This is a genomic window from Mycobacterium ahvazicum (assembly GCF_900176255.2).
In the GTDB taxonomy this organism is placed as follows: domain Bacteria; phylum Actinomycetota; class Actinomycetes; order Mycobacteriales; family Mycobacteriaceae; genus Mycobacterium; species Mycobacterium ahvazicum.
The window spans coordinates 697,781-711,292 of sequence record NZ_FXEG02000005.1 but is presented as its reverse complement, the minus strand read 5'-3'; the positions used below and the strand labels follow the sequence as shown (position 1 = coordinate 711,292).

Annotated in this window: 15 protein-coding genes; 12 read left to right on the top strand and 3 right to left on the bottom strand. The window is 65.5% G+C overall.

Features of this window, described 5'->3' with window-relative positions; all coding sequences use genetic code 11:
* Positions 1 to 2: 2 nt before the first annotated feature.
* From MAAFP003_RS24535 to MAAFP003_RS24525, 3 genes are all read left to right on the top strand, one after another.
* Positions 3 to 938, top strand: a complete 936-nt coding sequence (locus MAAFP003_RS24535; RefSeq protein WP_096290244.1) for an enoyl-CoA hydratase — start codon at positions 3 to 5, stop codon at positions 936 to 938.
* Between the two features lie 112 nt (positions 939 to 1,050).
* Positions 1,051 to 1,896, top strand: coding sequence for an SDR family oxidoreductase (locus tag MAAFP003_RS24530; protein WP_096290243.1), 846 nt, complete (start codon positions 1,051 to 1,053; stop codon positions 1,894 to 1,896).
* A 22-nt stretch (positions 1,897 to 1,918) separates the two neighbouring features.
* Positions 1,919 to 2,710: an SDR family NAD(P)-dependent oxidoreductase gene (locus tag MAAFP003_RS24525; protein WP_096291387.1), complete on the top strand. Its 792-nt coding sequence runs from the start codon at positions 1,919 to 1,921 to the stop codon at positions 2,708 to 2,710.
* 18 nt (positions 2,711 to 2,728) lie between these two features.
* On the opposite strand, the gene MAAFP003_RS24520 is transcribed toward MAAFP003_RS24525, so the two are convergent.
* On the bottom strand, positions 2,729 to 4,309 hold the full coding sequence (locus MAAFP003_RS24520) for an LCP family protein (RefSeq protein ID WP_096290242.1): 1,581 nt from the start codon (positions 4,307 to 4,309) through the stop codon (positions 2,729 to 2,731).
* Positions 4,310 to 4,574: 265 nt separating this feature from the next.
* Between MAAFP003_RS24520 and MAAFP003_RS24515 the strand changes: the two genes are divergently transcribed.
* Positions 4,575 to 5,225: a hypothetical protein gene (locus MAAFP003_RS24515; protein ID WP_096290241.1), complete on the top strand. Its 651-nt coding sequence runs from the start codon at positions 4,575 to 4,577 to the stop codon at positions 5,223 to 5,225.
* Positions 5,226 to 5,241: 16 nt separating this feature from the next.
* Here the strand turns inward: MAAFP003_RS24515 and MAAFP003_RS24510 are convergent, their stop codons facing one another.
* Positions 5,242 to 5,517, bottom strand: coding sequence for a hypothetical protein (locus tag MAAFP003_RS24510; protein WP_207768628.1), 276 nt, complete (start codon positions 5,515 to 5,517; stop codon positions 5,242 to 5,244).
* Positions 5,518 to 5,576: 59 nt separating this feature from the next.
* Here MAAFP003_RS24510 and MAAFP003_RS24505 point away from each other — a divergent pair, with 59 nt between their 5' ends.
* The 8 genes from MAAFP003_RS24505 (at position 5,577) to MAAFP003_RS24470 (ending at position 12,891) form a co-directional block, all read left to right on the top strand.
* A complete protein-coding gene (locus tag MAAFP003_RS24505; RefSeq protein WP_096290240.1) occupies positions 5,577 to 6,725 on the top strand; it encodes a TDT family transporter in 1,149 nt (382 codons plus the stop codon).
* A gap of 189 nt (positions 6,726 to 6,914) precedes the next feature.
* Entirely contained in the window at positions 6,915 to 7,085 is a 171-nt protein-coding gene (locus tag MAAFP003_RS29295; RefSeq protein ID WP_165796487.1) for a hypothetical protein, read from the top strand.
* Positions 7,086 to 7,109: 24 nt separating this feature from the next.
* Positions 7,110 to 7,985, top strand: coding sequence for an alpha/beta fold hydrolase (locus MAAFP003_RS24500; protein ID WP_096290239.1), 876 nt, complete (start codon positions 7,110 to 7,112; stop codon positions 7,983 to 7,985).
* Positions 7,986 to 8,112: 127 nt separating this feature from the next.
* Positions 8,113 to 8,757, top strand: coding sequence for a S1 family peptidase (locus MAAFP003_RS24495; RefSeq protein ID WP_165796486.1), 645 nt, complete (start codon positions 8,113 to 8,115; stop codon positions 8,755 to 8,757).
* Between the two features lie 143 nt (positions 8,758 to 8,900).
* Positions 8,901 to 9,365, top strand: coding sequence for a lipoprotein LpqH (locus tag MAAFP003_RS24490; protein ID WP_096290237.1), 465 nt, complete (start codon positions 8,901 to 8,903; stop codon positions 9,363 to 9,365).
* 51 nt (positions 9,366 to 9,416) lie between these two features.
* Positions 9,417 to 10,349: an MAP_0585 family protein gene (locus MAAFP003_RS29420; RefSeq protein ID WP_207768607.1), complete on the top strand. Its 933-nt coding sequence runs from the start codon at positions 9,417 to 9,419 to the stop codon at positions 10,347 to 10,349.
* 17 nt (positions 10,350 to 10,366) lie between these two features.
* A complete protein-coding gene (locus tag MAAFP003_RS24475) occupies positions 10,367 to 11,137 on the top strand; it encodes an enoyl-CoA hydratase (protein WP_096290234.1) in 771 nt (256 codons plus the stop codon).
* A gap of 116 nt (positions 11,138 to 11,253) precedes the next feature.
* A complete protein-coding gene (locus tag MAAFP003_RS24470; RefSeq protein WP_096291385.1) occupies positions 11,254 to 12,891 on the top strand; it encodes a diflavin oxidoreductase in 1,638 nt (545 codons plus the stop codon).
* Here the strand turns inward: MAAFP003_RS24470 and MAAFP003_RS24465 are convergent, their stop codons facing one another.
* Positions 12,892 to 13,497, bottom strand: coding sequence for a TetR/AcrR family transcriptional regulator (locus tag MAAFP003_RS24465; RefSeq protein ID WP_096290233.1), 606 nt, complete (start codon positions 13,495 to 13,497; stop codon positions 12,892 to 12,894).
* Positions 13,498 to 13,512: the final 15 nt, after the last annotated feature.

Sequence of the window (13,512 nt, the reverse complement as noted above, 5' to 3'; positions counted from 1 at the left end):
CAATGACAGTCTCCGAGCAAGCCGACGCCGCTGCGGCCAACTCCGGCGCCGACGAGCTGGTGGCCTACGAGACCCTCGACGAGGGCCGCATCGCGCGGATTTGGCTTAACCGGCCCGAGGCCCACAACGCGCAGAGCCGCGGCCTGCTGGTCCAGCTCGACGAGGCGTTCGGCCGCGCGGAGGCCGATGACACCGTGCGCGTGGTGATCTTGGCGGCACGCGGCAGGAACTTCTCCGCCGGCCACGACCTGGGCTCCGAGCAGGCGCTGGCCGAGCGTGCACCCGGGCCCGGGCAGCACCCGAGCTTCCGGTCACGCGGGGCCACCCTCGAGCCGATCATGGAGAAGCTGTACCACCAGGAATGGCACTATTTCTTCGAAAACACTTGCCGCTGGCGCGATTTGCGCAAGATCACTATTGCCCAGGTTCAGGGCAACGCGATCTCGGCGGGCCTGATGCTGATCTGGGCGTGCGATCTGATCGTCGCGGCCGACAATGCGAAGTTCAGCGATGTGGTTGCCGTGCGGCTCGGCATGCCGGGTGTCGAATACTATGCCCATCCTTGGGAATTCGGACCGCGTAAGGCTAAAGAGCTTCTGCTGACCGGTGATTCGATCGACGCCGATGAAGCACACCGACTGGGTATGGTTTCCAAGGTGTTCCCGGTCGACGAATTGGCGGAAAAGACACTGGAATTCGCGCGGCGTATCGCCGAGCGGCCCACGATGGCGTCGCTGCTGATCAAGGATTCGGTAAACGCCGCCTCCGACGCGATGGGCTATACCGAGGCGCTGCGGCACGCGTTCCACGTCCACCTGCTGGGCCACGCGCACTGGGCCGCGTTCAACGAGAACAGGTGGCCGGTCGGCCAGCCGCCGCACGTCGAGGACTGGCGTAACGCGAAGCCGACGAAGATCGCTCGCCGCGATCAGCCGTAGTAGCCGCCGCCCCAGCCGGGGCGGCCGCCTAACGAGACCCGGGGTAGCGATATTCGCCGCTGGTGCTGCATGCTTCTATAGCTAGAACCTGTTCCAGTTTGAGAGGGCCCTCGTGCAGCTATCTTTCGAAGACCGGACGTATGTGATCACCGGCGGCGGCAGTGGAATCGGTAAAGGTGTGGCCGCCGGGCTGGCCGCGGCCGGGGCTTCCGTCATGATCGTCGGCCGCAATGCCGACCGGTTGGCGGGCGCCGTCGAGGAGGTCCAGGCGCTGGCCGACAGCGCGGGCAAAGGCGGGGCGATCCGTTACGAGCCCGCCGACGTCACCAGCGAGGAGGAGGTGACCCGTGCGGTCGACGCGGCGACGGCCTGGCACGGCCGGCTCAACGGCGCGGTGCACTGCGCGGGCGGCTCGCTGACCATCGGGCCGATCACCCACACCGACTCGGAGGCTTGGCGAAACACCGTCGACCTCAACGTCAATGGGACCATGTATGTGCTCAAACACGTGTGTCGTGAGTTGGTGCGTGGCGGCGGCGGCTCGTTCGTCGGAATCTCCTCGATCGCGGCCAGCAACACCCACCGATGGTTCGGACCCTACGGCGTCACCAAGTCGGCGATCGACCACATGATGATGTTGGCCGCCGACGAACTCGGGCCGTCCTGGGTGCGTGTCAACAGCATTCGCCCGGGCTTGATCCGCACGGATCTCGTTGATGCCAGCGTCATTCAGTCCCCGGAGATCAGCGGCGACTACGCGTTGTGCACGCCGCTGCCCCGGGTGGGCGAGGTCTCCGACGTCGCCAACCTGGCGCTGTTCCTGCTCAGCGACGCGGCGAACTGGATCACCGGACAGTGCATCAACGTCGACGGCGGCCACATCCTGCGCCGCGGCCCGGACTACTCCTCGATGATGGTGCAGATGTTCGGCGAGGACGCGTTGCGCGGAGTGGTCTAGCGGAGTGGTCTTGGAGAAGCAGATGAACAGACTCGAGGGCAAGCGGATCCTGGTGACAGGCGCCGCATCGGGGATCGGCCAGGCCACCGCGCTGCGGTTGCTCAGCGAGGGCGCCGGCGTGGTAGCTGCTGACATTTCGGCCGCTGGTCTCAGCAACACCCAGGCCGGCGCCGAGGAGGCAGGGACGGCGCAGCGGCTCACCACCGTGCCGATCGACGTCGGCAACGAGGACTCGGTCATCGACGGCGTCTGCTGGGCGGTCGAGCAGCTCGGCGGCCTGGATTCGCTGGTCAACGCGGCGGGCATGCTGCGGGCCTGGCATACCCACCAGACCACCCTGGACCAGTGGAACCAGATCATCGCCGTCAACCTGACCGGCACCTTCCTCGTGGTCCGCGAAGCACTGCCGGCACTACTGGCGAATTCGCGCAGCGCGATCGTGAACTTCAGCTCGACATCGGCGTCGTTCGCCCACCCCTACATGGCGGCCTACGCCGCGAGCAAGGGGGGTATCCAGGCCTTCACCCATGCGTTGGCGCTGGAGTATGCGAAAGACGGTCTGCGTGCCACGTGTGTCGCGCCGGGCAGCATCAAGTCCGGAATCACCGATGCCACCGGCGGATACATTCCGAAGGACGCTGATTGGACGCTGTTTCCCCGACTGATGCCGATCCTGCCGACCACGACGGAATCCAGCGGCGCGGGGATGGCCGGACCCGAGGCGGTGGCCGGCGTGATCGCGATGCTGGTCTCCGACGACGGAGCCTGGATCACGGGCACCGAGATCCGGATGGACGGCGGCACGCACGCCTGAAGGTGCCTGCGATCGCCGCTAGTTGACGCACGGAACGCCGCCACCGTCGATCGGCTTGCCCTGATCGGGTGTCGGATAGGTACTGGTGCCATAGCCGTAATTCCAGCTGCTCTTGCTCGACGTCGTGGTGGACGACGACGAGGACGACGACGAGTACGAGTCGTCCATCGATTCGTCCGGCGTCGGCATCGTGAAGCTGGTGTCGACGGTCACCCGGACGTGTCCGGGTTCGACGCCGGCGTCGGGCTGCTTGGGGGCGTCCAGGCTGAGCAGGTTCGCCAGGTTCTGCGCATCGGCCTCGGCGCCGGCGCCGTACTGGATGGATGTCTTGCTCGGATCGAACCAGTTGCGGTCGCGGATTGTGCCCGCGGTGTAGCCGTACTTCTTCAGTGTGCGCGACACCTGGCTGGCGAGACCGCTTGTGCTGCTTGCGTTGACCACGTCGACGATGGTCGACGGATTGGGCTTGGCGGCGGTCGTCGGGGACGAGCTCGTCGGGCTGTCGCCGCCGATCGCCGAGGCGACCTCGGCTTTGATCGCCACTGGGTCGACGATGTTCACGTCCTGCCCGCCGATGTTGTCGTACCGGACCACCGGCAGCGTCCGGAATACCACCTGGTTCGCCGCTGCGCTGCCGGCGATTTCGCCGATGCGGCGGAACATGTCCTCGTCCCAGCCGGCCGACAGCACGACGTCTTTGCGGGCCACGGCCATCAAACTCTTCATCTTGTCCAGGTTGGTGAAGGTGCCGGAATCCTGTAGCTCTCGCATGACCGACGAGATGAAGGCTTGCTGGCGGTGGGTACGGTCCAGGTCGCCGTTGTCCAGCCCATGACGTTGCCGGACGAAGGCCAGCGCCTCGGAGGCATCCAGCCGTTGCGGCCCGGCGGGGAAGTCGGCGCCGGAGTAGGAGTCGTAGACGGCGTGGTTGAGGCAGACGTTCACGCCGCCCAAGCTCTGCGCCAGATCGTAGAAGCCGGCCAGGTTGACCTCGGCGAAGTAGTCGATCGGAACTCCGGTCAGGTTGCGTACCGCGCGCAATGTCGCTGCCCGGGCGGCTTCGCGGCCCTTGGTCTCCAGCTCCTTCTGGCTGCTCAGCCCCTGGTTGAGCAGCTTTTGAGCGACGTACTGCTTGGTGAGGCCGTACGCCTCCTTGATCTTGATGTGGTTGTACCCGGGCACGCCGTTGAACGGCACCCAGTCGTCGCGGGGGATCGAGAAGGCGACCACCTTGTTATCGGAGCTGACGTGCACGAGGATCAGCGTGTTGGTGTTGTAGCCGCCGTCATCTGAATCGCCCGCGTGCAGCTGCTTGAGGATCGAATTGGGAAGGTCGTTGCCGTCCTGGTCTTTTCGCGAATCCAGTCCGATCAGCAGGATGTTCATATTGTCGCCGCTGGATCGCGGATCGTCGGGACTCAGCGCCTGGGAAACGGTGATGCCACCCAACGCCCCGTGTGCCACGTAGTAGCCGGCGCCGGTCATCAGCACCGCCGCGGTGGACACCAGCGTCATGAACGCCCGCGTCACCCCTCTGCGCAGAGGCGACGGTTGGCGAACCGCCCGATGGCGGCGATGTGCACCGCCGGAGCGTGCCATCAGAGATCTTGACCCTTCACCCGGACACCACCGGATACCGCATCTGCGGTTTGCGGTGATGAGGCGAAAAGCATGAGGTCAAGTATGCGGTAGCTTGCTGTGAAGCCCCCAATTTTGATCGCGCCCGGCGGCCCACTGTGGTCCTTCTCACGCCCGCGAAACGCCCAACTCGCCGATGGCGATCTTCGCGCTACCAGCATGTTTTGGCTAGGATGCCCCGAGCCTAGGGTTCGTAACCGTCGCGGACCGGTCTCGGGAGGAAAACATGGCCGACGAGATCGATGCCGACTCGTCACCGGACGGAAACCACCACACGGGCAAGGTCGATGCCGAGGCGCCGGACCGCGGCTTACGGCAGTTCTGGCAGAAGGTCCCACCGGGTCTGCGGACGGTGCTACCCCTGGCTTTGCTGGTGTCCGTCGTGATCGTCGGCTTCTACAACTGGGTGCGGCCTTCGCGGGACGATTGGTCGCATCTGCCGGACCGGCTTGTCTGCCAGATGCAGTCGGTGACCAGACCACCACCCGCGCTCGTCGTGGACTCGGTCGGTGTGAGCCATCCCCGCGCCGACGTTCTGCGACTCGTGGTGCACTTTGCCCAACCACTGCCGGCGGCGCCGAGCTATCAATTGACCTACCGCCTCGCCAACAACGGCACCCCGTTCGCCGTGCTGACCCAGCGACCCGGCAGCGACGACTTGGCGATCAGCAACACCCGATCCGACGGTTCCGACATCCGAACGGATCTTGGCACGCACGCCAGAAGGACGGCACCTGACACCGTCGAGATGACACTGAATCTACCGAAATTCGGTATCCAGAAGGACTTCGTGAGCCCGACGCTCGCGGTTTCGTCGCAGCTCGACGCGCGCGGCGGCGAACCGATGGCTTACGCGTTGCAGGTTTGCCACGGATAGCGAAAGCTGTTGCGGCTCAAGGTTGGCGAACTTTTTCGAGGTCCTCGCCGGAACGGTAGAACACCCGGATATTGGACCCGGTCACCATTTCTGCCAGGTATACGCCGACCGGTTCAACTTCGTAGTAATGGTGAACGTAGCCACGTTTGTCCAACGTGGTGGCACAGGTCAGGCCCGGCGCCCCGCACCGTTGCTTGGTGGGCAACGCGAGTACACCGATGACCAGCATGACGATGATTCCGATCAAGATTGGAGCCTTGTTCACGGTGTGCCTCGTTTGCACGGAATACATCACCCGATGGAGTGTAAGCGCAACATCGCCCGATCCCGGGGAAGTAGGGTCTGTCAGCTATGACGAGTGCAACCTCTGACAACCCACCGTCGTCGCCCGCCCGGGTCGAGGTACTCGGCAATATCGGTCCCAATTGGTTTGCCTCGGTAATGGGGACGGGGATCGTCGCTATCGGCGGTGCCACGCTGCCGTTTCACGTCGTGGGTCTGCGGGCCTTCGCGGAAGTGGTGTGGGTGATCGCCGCCCTGCTGCTGGTGGTGCTCATCGTCTTGGTTGGCGGTCACTGGTTGCTGCATCCGACCGTGGCGCGCGGGCACGCCCGCAATCCGCAGATGGCGCATTTCTACGGCGCCGCGCCGATGGCGCTGATGACGGTCGGCGGGGGAGCGATGGTGGTCGGCCGGGACCTGATCGGGGAGCGCATCGCCGTCGACCTGGACTGGGTGCTGTGGACCGCGGGGACCCTCGGCGGGCTGTTCACCGCGGTCACCATTCCATTTCTGATGTTCACCCAGCACGATGTCGAGCCCGACGCGGCGTTCGGCGGCTGGTTGATGCCGGTGGTTCCGCCGATGGTGACCGCGGCGATGGGGGCGTTGTTGCTGCCGCACATGGCCGCGGGCACCGGCCGTCAAACCATGCTCTATTTCTGCTATGCGATGTTCGGGCTGTCGCTGCTGGCCTCGTTCAACATCATCGCGATGATCTGGAGCCGGCTGGTCCTGTACGGCACCTCAGGCACCGCGCGGGTGCCGACGTTGTGGATCGTGTTGGGTCCGCTCGGCCAATCCATCACGGCGGCAGGGCTTCTCGGAGGTGTCGCGGGGTTGGCCGTCGAGCATGACGTTGCCGAGGACCTGAATGTGTTCGCGATTCTGTATGGGGTTCCGGTGTGGGGCTTCGCGGTGCTGTGGATCGCGCTGGCCACCTCGCTCACCGTGCGTACCCTGCGACGCGGAATGCCGTTCGCCCTGACGTGGTGGAGCCTGACCTTCCCGGTCGGCACTTTCGTGACCGGGACGTCGCAGCTTGCGGCTCACACGCACCTGCCGGCCTTCAAGGTGGCCGCCGCCATCGCCTACGCCGGCCTGCTCTTCACCTGGCTGTTGGTCGCGATCCGCACCGCCCGGGGCAGCCTGCGCGGCAACCTGTTCAAGCTGCCGCCGAGCGCTGCGCCGGTCAAGGCCCACAAGGAACAGGTGTCTTGAATGCCGATCTGCGGCTGCGGCATCCGCGCGATGCCACGCTGAACGACGTATTGCGCATCTGCCGACGGCGCGTGAGCGCGCACCGTTTTGATACACCCGCCCGGCGGGTAGGCAACGTTGAACCGGCTCGGGGTGAACATGTCGGATCCGCCGGCAGAAACTCGGCTCATCGAGAAATGGAGGACACCCATGCGCGCTGAAGAAGGCGACGAATCAGTCGACGACTATGCCCGGGAAGGCAAGCAGACGCACGACCGGATCAAGGATGCGCAGCGAGCGGGAAGCCCGTTGGGACGGATCGCACAGCGGGTCGCCAAGTTCTTTCGCGGCGAACACGATTCCCCGGCCGGCAACGACTGATTGGGGTCGTCTTACGATCTCTTGATGACGACGGCTCCTGAACAGTTCTCCACCTCAGGGATAGGTGGCGTTCGCATCGTCGCCGATCGCCAGGGCAACCCCCTTTCGCGGGCCGTAGTTTTCTTGCACGGCGGAGGCCAGACCCGGCGCTCCTGGGGCCGTGCGGCTGCCGCGGTCGCCAAGCGTGGCTGGCAGGCGGTCACGATCGATCTGCGGGGCCACGGCGAGTCCGACTGGTCCAGCGAAGGTGACTACCGCGTCGTCAGCTTTGCCGCCGACGTCCAAGAGGTGCTGCGGGGGCTGCCGCCGAAACCCGTATTGGTAGGCGCCTCTCTCGGCGGCTTCACCTCAATGCTGCTGGCCGGGGAGATCTCGCCCGGCATCGCCAGCGCCGTCGTTCTCGTCGACATCGTTCCCAACATGGAGCAATCCGGGGCGAATCGGATCCACAACTTCATGTCCGACCGGGTGGAATCCGGGTTCGCCTCATTGGAAGAAGTCGCCGACGCGATCGCCGAATACAACCCTCACCGCCCGAGGCCGACGGACCTCGAGGGGCTGACCACCAACCTGCGCCGTCGTGGGGATCGTTGGTATTGGCATTGGGATCCCCAATTCATCAGTGGCACTGCGGCTTTCCCGCCCTTCGAGGTCACTGACGCCGATCGCATGCACACCGCCGTAGAGGCGATCCTGAGCAGCGGCGTGCCCATGCTGCTGGTTCGTGGCCAGGTCAGCGACCTGGTCAGCCAGGAGCGGGCCGACGAATTTCTCGCGCGCTTTCCCGAGGTCGAATTCACCGATGTGCACGGCGCGGGACACATGGTCGCCGGCGATCGCAACGACGTTTTCGCCGGTGCCGTCCTGGATTTCCTGTCTCGCCACGTCGACGCCGGATAACGTCGCGGCTTTTGCCGGCTGCACGTCGATGGGCCAGCGCGAATACCTGATTGGGGCGTCGCCGCTCTCTGACCAGGAACAAGCCGTATCGGGCTGGTAGCATCCTGGCCCGACAAAGGAGAGCGGCGTGGGTACAGCGCGGTTGCGGGGGTTGGGTTTGTTCGCTGCCATGGTTATGGCGGCGACGGTGTTCGCGAATCCGGCCGCGGCCGAGGAGCCGCCGACGCCGGGTGTGCAGCTCGAGGATGAAAGCAGCAGGTGCACAGCAGGTTTCGCTGCGCAAGGCAATGACGGCAGCTACTACTTGCTGACCAGCGGTCACTGCGACGCACACGACGGCTCGGTATGGACCTACGGCCCGAGTATCCCGCTCGGGGCGATCACCGTCAGCGAGAAGGAAGGCGACAAGCGCGACGCCGCCATCATCCGCCTCAACCCGGCTGTGGGTGTGCCGACCGGTGGTGTCGGCGGACTGACTATCCGAGATGTGTTGAGCAGCAACCAACTTAAGCTGGGTACGCCGTTCTGCAAGTTGGGTGCCGTCACCGGAGAGACCTGTGGGACCATCACCCAGGTCGACGGCGATGTGGTCGAAGCCAGCGTGTACAGCCTGGGTGGCGACAGCGGTAGTCCAGGCTACGTCAAGAACGACGACGGGACCGTAAGTGCGGTGGGTATCTTGATGTCCTCACCGGATGGTGACGACAACACCACATACTTCACCTTGGTGCAGCCGCTTTTGGGCAAGTGGGGAATTCGCATTCTGCCCTGACGAGGACCGGGTTTCGACGTGTTCGGTATTGGGTACTAGCCGGTCCGGCAGCTTGCGTACGGACCCGCGCCGCCCGGTAGGGTCCCTAGGTGCTGACAGAGGCGAACGTGGTTAGCGGCACCAGTAACACAAGGGAGTGGTCGGTGAAACGTGAGATCGTGATCGGCGCGGCCGGCGTGGCCATGGTGGTCGCAGGCTGTGTCGGCTGTTCAAGCAACAAGTCCAACACCGGCGCATCGAGTTCGGCGGCGGCACCGGCCGGCCCCCAGGTCATCGTGGACGGCCAGAAGCAGAACGTCACCGGGCAGGTCACCTGCACGCCGGCCGGCGACAACATCAACATCGGTATCGGTGATGCCTCCGCCGGCGTGGGTGCGGTCATCAGCAACGCCAACCCGCCCCTCGTCCATGCGGTCGGGTTGGGCAACGTCAACGGCATCGCGTTCGGCTATTCCGATGCCGCCCCGAACCAGGCCAGCAATGCCGGGGCCGCCGTGGACGGCAAGTACTACGCGATCAAGGGCACTGCGACCGGTACCGATATGACCAATCCGGACCAGCCGCAGACGTTGACCAAGCCTTTTGAGATGGACGTGACCTGCCCGTAGCGCGGGCCAACGAGACATCATCGGGGCCGACGGCCCAGAGGGGACGCAGCTATGTCGAAGAAGCGTGTCAGCGCGGTGGCGCTCGCGGCGGGACTCAGCATCTCGGCGTTGAACCCGGGATTCGCGAGTGCCTTCCCGCTCGACCCACCGGCGTGCCCGAATGGCAGTTGCCACGGCGGGCCCGGCGGACCGCGCCCGCAGGCGCCGGAAACCACCGCCCCGCCGGCCACCACAGCCGCACCCGCGACCACTGCCGCGCCCGCGACTACGGCCGCTCCCCAGACGACCGCAGCGCCGCAGACCACGGCCGCGCCGCAGACCACTGAGCAGCCGAGTCCGCAAACCACCGCGCCGCAAACCAGTGCGAGCGCGCCAAGCACGACCGCACCGGCCACGCAGACCACGACTCCGCCGGCCAGCCAAACGACCACGCCGGCCCAACAGCCCACGACTCCGCCGGCCAGCCAAACCACGACGCCGGCCGAGCAAACCACCACAGCGCCGAGCGCACAAACCACGACGCCGGCGGGCAGCCAAACCACCTCGCCATCCGGGCAGCGGCCCACTCGGACCGTAGTTGCGCCGAGCACCCAGCCGCCGCACGAGCCGTATCAGCCTCGTGGCACCTACCTGACGGCCAGCGCCGAGGTCGGCGGACCGATGGACTCATCGGTTGGCTTCAGCATTGTCGGCCACGGGGCACCGCCTCCACCGCCGCCGCGCGGCTGGGGCTGGAACGACGGCCCGCCGCCGGGTCACCCGCCGCCACACTGGTACGGCCCGCCGCCTCCGGGTGGCTGGAACGGCCCGCCGCCCCCGGGTGGCTGGAACCGTCCGTGGGTCGGCCCCCCGCGTGACGTGGTGTATGCGCGCAGCAACTTCTCGCCGTTCGCCTACAACACCTTTACCGTCGTACCGGTCTTCAACTGGCAGTTCGGCGGTTGGGGTTACTGGTTCTTCGGTGTCTGGGTCCCGCTTTACTGAGCACCGAAAATCCTTAGTTGGAGCGACGATTCGTCAGGCTGGGCCGCGATCGCGGCCTGGTCACCGTCGAACTGATCAACTCCAAGACGCTCAATATCTTGGGTAGCGGGGCCATCGAGGAACTGTCCCAGGCGTTCCGCGAGATCGGCGGTGACACCGGCGTCCGCGTCGTGGTGCTGCGCGGCGCGGGTGAGCAGGCATTCATCGGGGGCGCCGACATCAACGAGATGGTCGAGTTGGACCGCGCCACCGGCGAGGTTTTCATCCGCCGGCTCGCGGGCTTGTGCGAAGCGATTCGGCAATGCCCGGTACCCGTCATCGCCAGGCTCGCGGGCTGGTGCCTGGGCGGTGGGCTGGAGGTCGCGATCTCATGCGATCTGCGGATCGCGGAGTCGGGGGCCAAATTCGGCATGCCCGAAGTGGCTGTCGGCATCCCGTCGGTCATCCATTCGGCGATGCTGCCCGCGCTGATCGGAGCATCTCATGCGGGCTGGCTGTTGCTGACCGGCGAGACGATCGACGCCGCGACGGCGCTCGGGTGGGGACTCGTCCACGAGGTGGTCGCCGCCGACGAGCTCGACCACCGCATCGCCGAACTCACCACCAAACTCAGCAAGTTCGGCACGTCCGCGGTCCGCCAGCAAAAGCGCCTGCTCAACAAGTGGTTCGATATGACCCTGCACGGGGCGATCGAAGACAGCGTCGAGCAGTTCGGTCTGGCCTTTCTGACAGGTGAGCCCCAGCAGCACATGCGGGCATTCCTCTCCCGCAAGCGCGACAACAGCTAGCCCTGCCGGTCACCGGCCGCGAGTGGGTCGGGTTGTTGCGACTCTCGCGATCCAAAACTAAGGTAAGCCTAAGCTTATGAAACGTTGAGTGTCGTGCGACGACAATGGGAGCGATCATGACTTCTCGACCAGAATTCTCGCTGATTGTCGGCTACGGCAGCGACATGGGCAATGCCGAGGATGCCGCCCTGACGTTCGCCGAAGCGGTCGAAGAATCTCTCGCCGTCAGCACCGCCGCCATCGAGCTGAACCAGATCGAGCCGACCGACCTGCAATCGGCGACCCACTTCGTCGTCGTGTGCTCGACGTGGGGGGAGGGCGAGTTCCCGGACAATGCCTCTTTGTTCTGGGAGGCGATCAGTGCCGAGGGCGCGCAGCGGCTGGAGCATTTGCGGTTCGCGGTGCTTGCCCTGGGCGACACCGGATATGAGCAGTTCTGCAACGCCGGGCGGCTACTCGATGAGCGACTGGAAACCCTGGGCGCAATCCGTTTGATGGACCGCGTCGACGTCGACGGCGTCTATGTGCAGGCGGCCCGGGCGTGGACGGATGATCTCGTCAAGCTGCTACTGGCCGATCGCACCGATCCTGTGGCCGCGATTGCCGTCGGTGTGCCGGACCCTCGCCCGTCCGACCATGCCGAACAAGCACGGCGCGATCGCAGCCATCCCCTCCTCGATGCGCGCGTTGTGGTCAACCGACGGCTGACCACCGCCCAGTCCGACAAAGAGGTCCGCCACTATGAGGTGGACCTCCTCGGTTCGGGAATCGATTACCACGCGGGCGATTCCATCGCGGTCCATGCCAGCAACGATCCGATCCTCGTCGAAGCGATCCTGAGCGAGCTGGGCGTCGGCCCCGAGGACGCCGTCGTCGGCTATGACGAGGTGCTCGGCGAGCTGCTCACCGAGCACCTCGAGATACGGACACCGTCGCGAGCGCTGCAGACGTTGGTCGCCGCCCGCCTTCACGACGCCGCCGCGAACGCGCTGAGTGCCGAAGCCGTTGCGGGGCAAGGTTCTTGGTGGTACGGCAAGGATGTTCTCGACCTGATCCGGCTGGGCGAACTGACTGTCGACGAAGTCGTCGACACCCTGCGTCCACTGCAGTCGCGTGATTATTCGATCGCGTCGAGTCCACTGGTACATCCCGACCGCGTACACCTGACGGTGGCGACCGTCCGCTATACGCTCGGCGATCGCCGGCACGGCGGCGTCGCGTCGACGTTCCTGGCGGAGCGCGCCGACACCGTACGCGTACACCTGCGGCCCAACCACTCGTTCCGCTTGCCCGCGGCCGACGTGCCCATCATCATGATCGGCCCGGGCACCGGCATCGCGCCGTTCCGTGGCTTCCTGCAAGAGCGCCAGGCCCTCGGCGCGTCCGGGCGAGCATGGTTGTTCTTCGGAGACCGGCGGCGGCACTGCGATTTCCTCTACGGCGACGAGCTCGGTGCCTTCCTCCGGTCGGGTACGCTGACCCGGCTCGACTTGGCGTTCTCCCGTGACGGAGCTTCCGGCGAATCGAAACAGTATGTGCAGCAACGTATGTCGGAGAATGCCGCGGACATCTTCGGGTGGTTGCAGGACGGCGCGTATGTCTACGTGTGCGGCGACGCCGACCGAATGGCCAAGGATGTCGACGAGGCATTACGGGCAATAGTGGGCAGCTGCGGCGGGATGAGCGACGGCGCCGCGCACGCGTACGTCAACGACCTCATAAAGAGCCACCGCTACCTGCGCGATGTCTACTGACTAGCTGCCGTTGACCTGCCGTATCCGGGCGCCCAGGAGCTCGGTCCACTCGGCGAGGTAGTGATCGTCGGCAACTCGCGACTCCGGTTGATGAAACAGGGTGGTAGCAAAGCGAGCGCCGAGGATGCCGTTGACACCGAGCGCAGCCAAAACCGTGGCCTGTTGTTGTGTCATTGCGGGTGCCCAGACCCTAATCCACTCTCCCAGTTCCGTATTGAGCGTGTCGACCAGCGCGGCGTATGCGGTATCGAGGCGGGCGGAGCGACCCGCCGAGGTGCGAGCGGCGATCTGTATCAGCTCGATTTCGTCGTCGACAACCGACAGTAGGTACCTGCCCAGGACGGTCAACTCGGCGTGCATGTCGCCGAGGCCGGCGAAGAGATTGCGAATGTCACGCATGGCACGGCGGCGGTCCAGCTGGCGGTCGATACCGGCGTTCAGCAGCTCTTCTTTGGATTTGAAGTGGTGATACAAGGCTCCCGAGCCGGCTGCCAATCCGGCGGCGGCCTCGATCTGGGAGACGCTGGTCGCGTCGAATCCCTTGGCGCTGAAAAGCCGCATCGCCTCGTCGACCAGCCGGTCGCGTGTTGACGCGGGTGTCGTCATTGACCCCTCCAAAGT

Bases quoted from the DNA above. Each gene is read 5' to 3' on its own strand.
- MAAFP003_RS24535 (WP_096290244.1), top strand. From the start codon at position 3: ATGACAGTCTCCGAGCAAGCCGACGCCGCTGCGGCCAACTCCGGCGCC.
- MAAFP003_RS24525 (WP_096291387.1), top strand. From the start codon at position 1,919: ATGAACAGACTCGAGGGCAAGCGGATCCTGGTGACAGGCGCCGCATCG.
- MAAFP003_RS24520 (WP_096290242.1), bottom strand. From the start codon at position 4,309: ATGGCACGCTCCGGCGGTGCACATCGCCGCCATCGGGCGGTTCGCCAA.
- MAAFP003_RS24515 (WP_096290241.1), top strand. From the start codon at position 4,575: ATGGCCGACGAGATCGATGCCGACTCGTCACCGGACGGAAACCACCAC.
- MAAFP003_RS24510 (WP_207768628.1), bottom strand. From the start codon at position 5,517: ATGTATTCCGTGCAAACGAGGCACACCGTGAACAAGGCTCCAATCTTG.
- MAAFP003_RS24505 (WP_096290240.1), top strand. From the start codon at position 5,577: ATGACGAGTGCAACCTCTGACAACCCACCGTCGTCGCCCGCCCGGGTC.
- MAAFP003_RS29295 (WP_165796487.1), top strand. From the start codon at position 6,915: ATGCGCGCTGAAGAAGGCGACGAATCAGTCGACGACTATGCCCGGGAA.
- MAAFP003_RS24500 (WP_096290239.1), top strand. From the start codon at position 7,110: ATGACGACGGCTCCTGAACAGTTCTCCACCTCAGGGATAGGTGGCGTT.
- MAAFP003_RS29420 (WP_207768607.1), top strand. From the start codon at position 9,417: ATGTCGAAGAAGCGTGTCAGCGCGGTGGCGCTCGCGGCGGGACTCAGC.
- MAAFP003_RS24470 (WP_096291385.1), top strand. From the start codon at position 11,254: ATGACTTCTCGACCAGAATTCTCGCTGATTGTCGGCTACGGCAGCGAC.
- MAAFP003_RS24465 (WP_096290233.1), bottom strand. From the start codon at position 13,497: ATGACGACACCCGCGTCAACACGCGACCGGCTGGTCGACGAGGCGATG.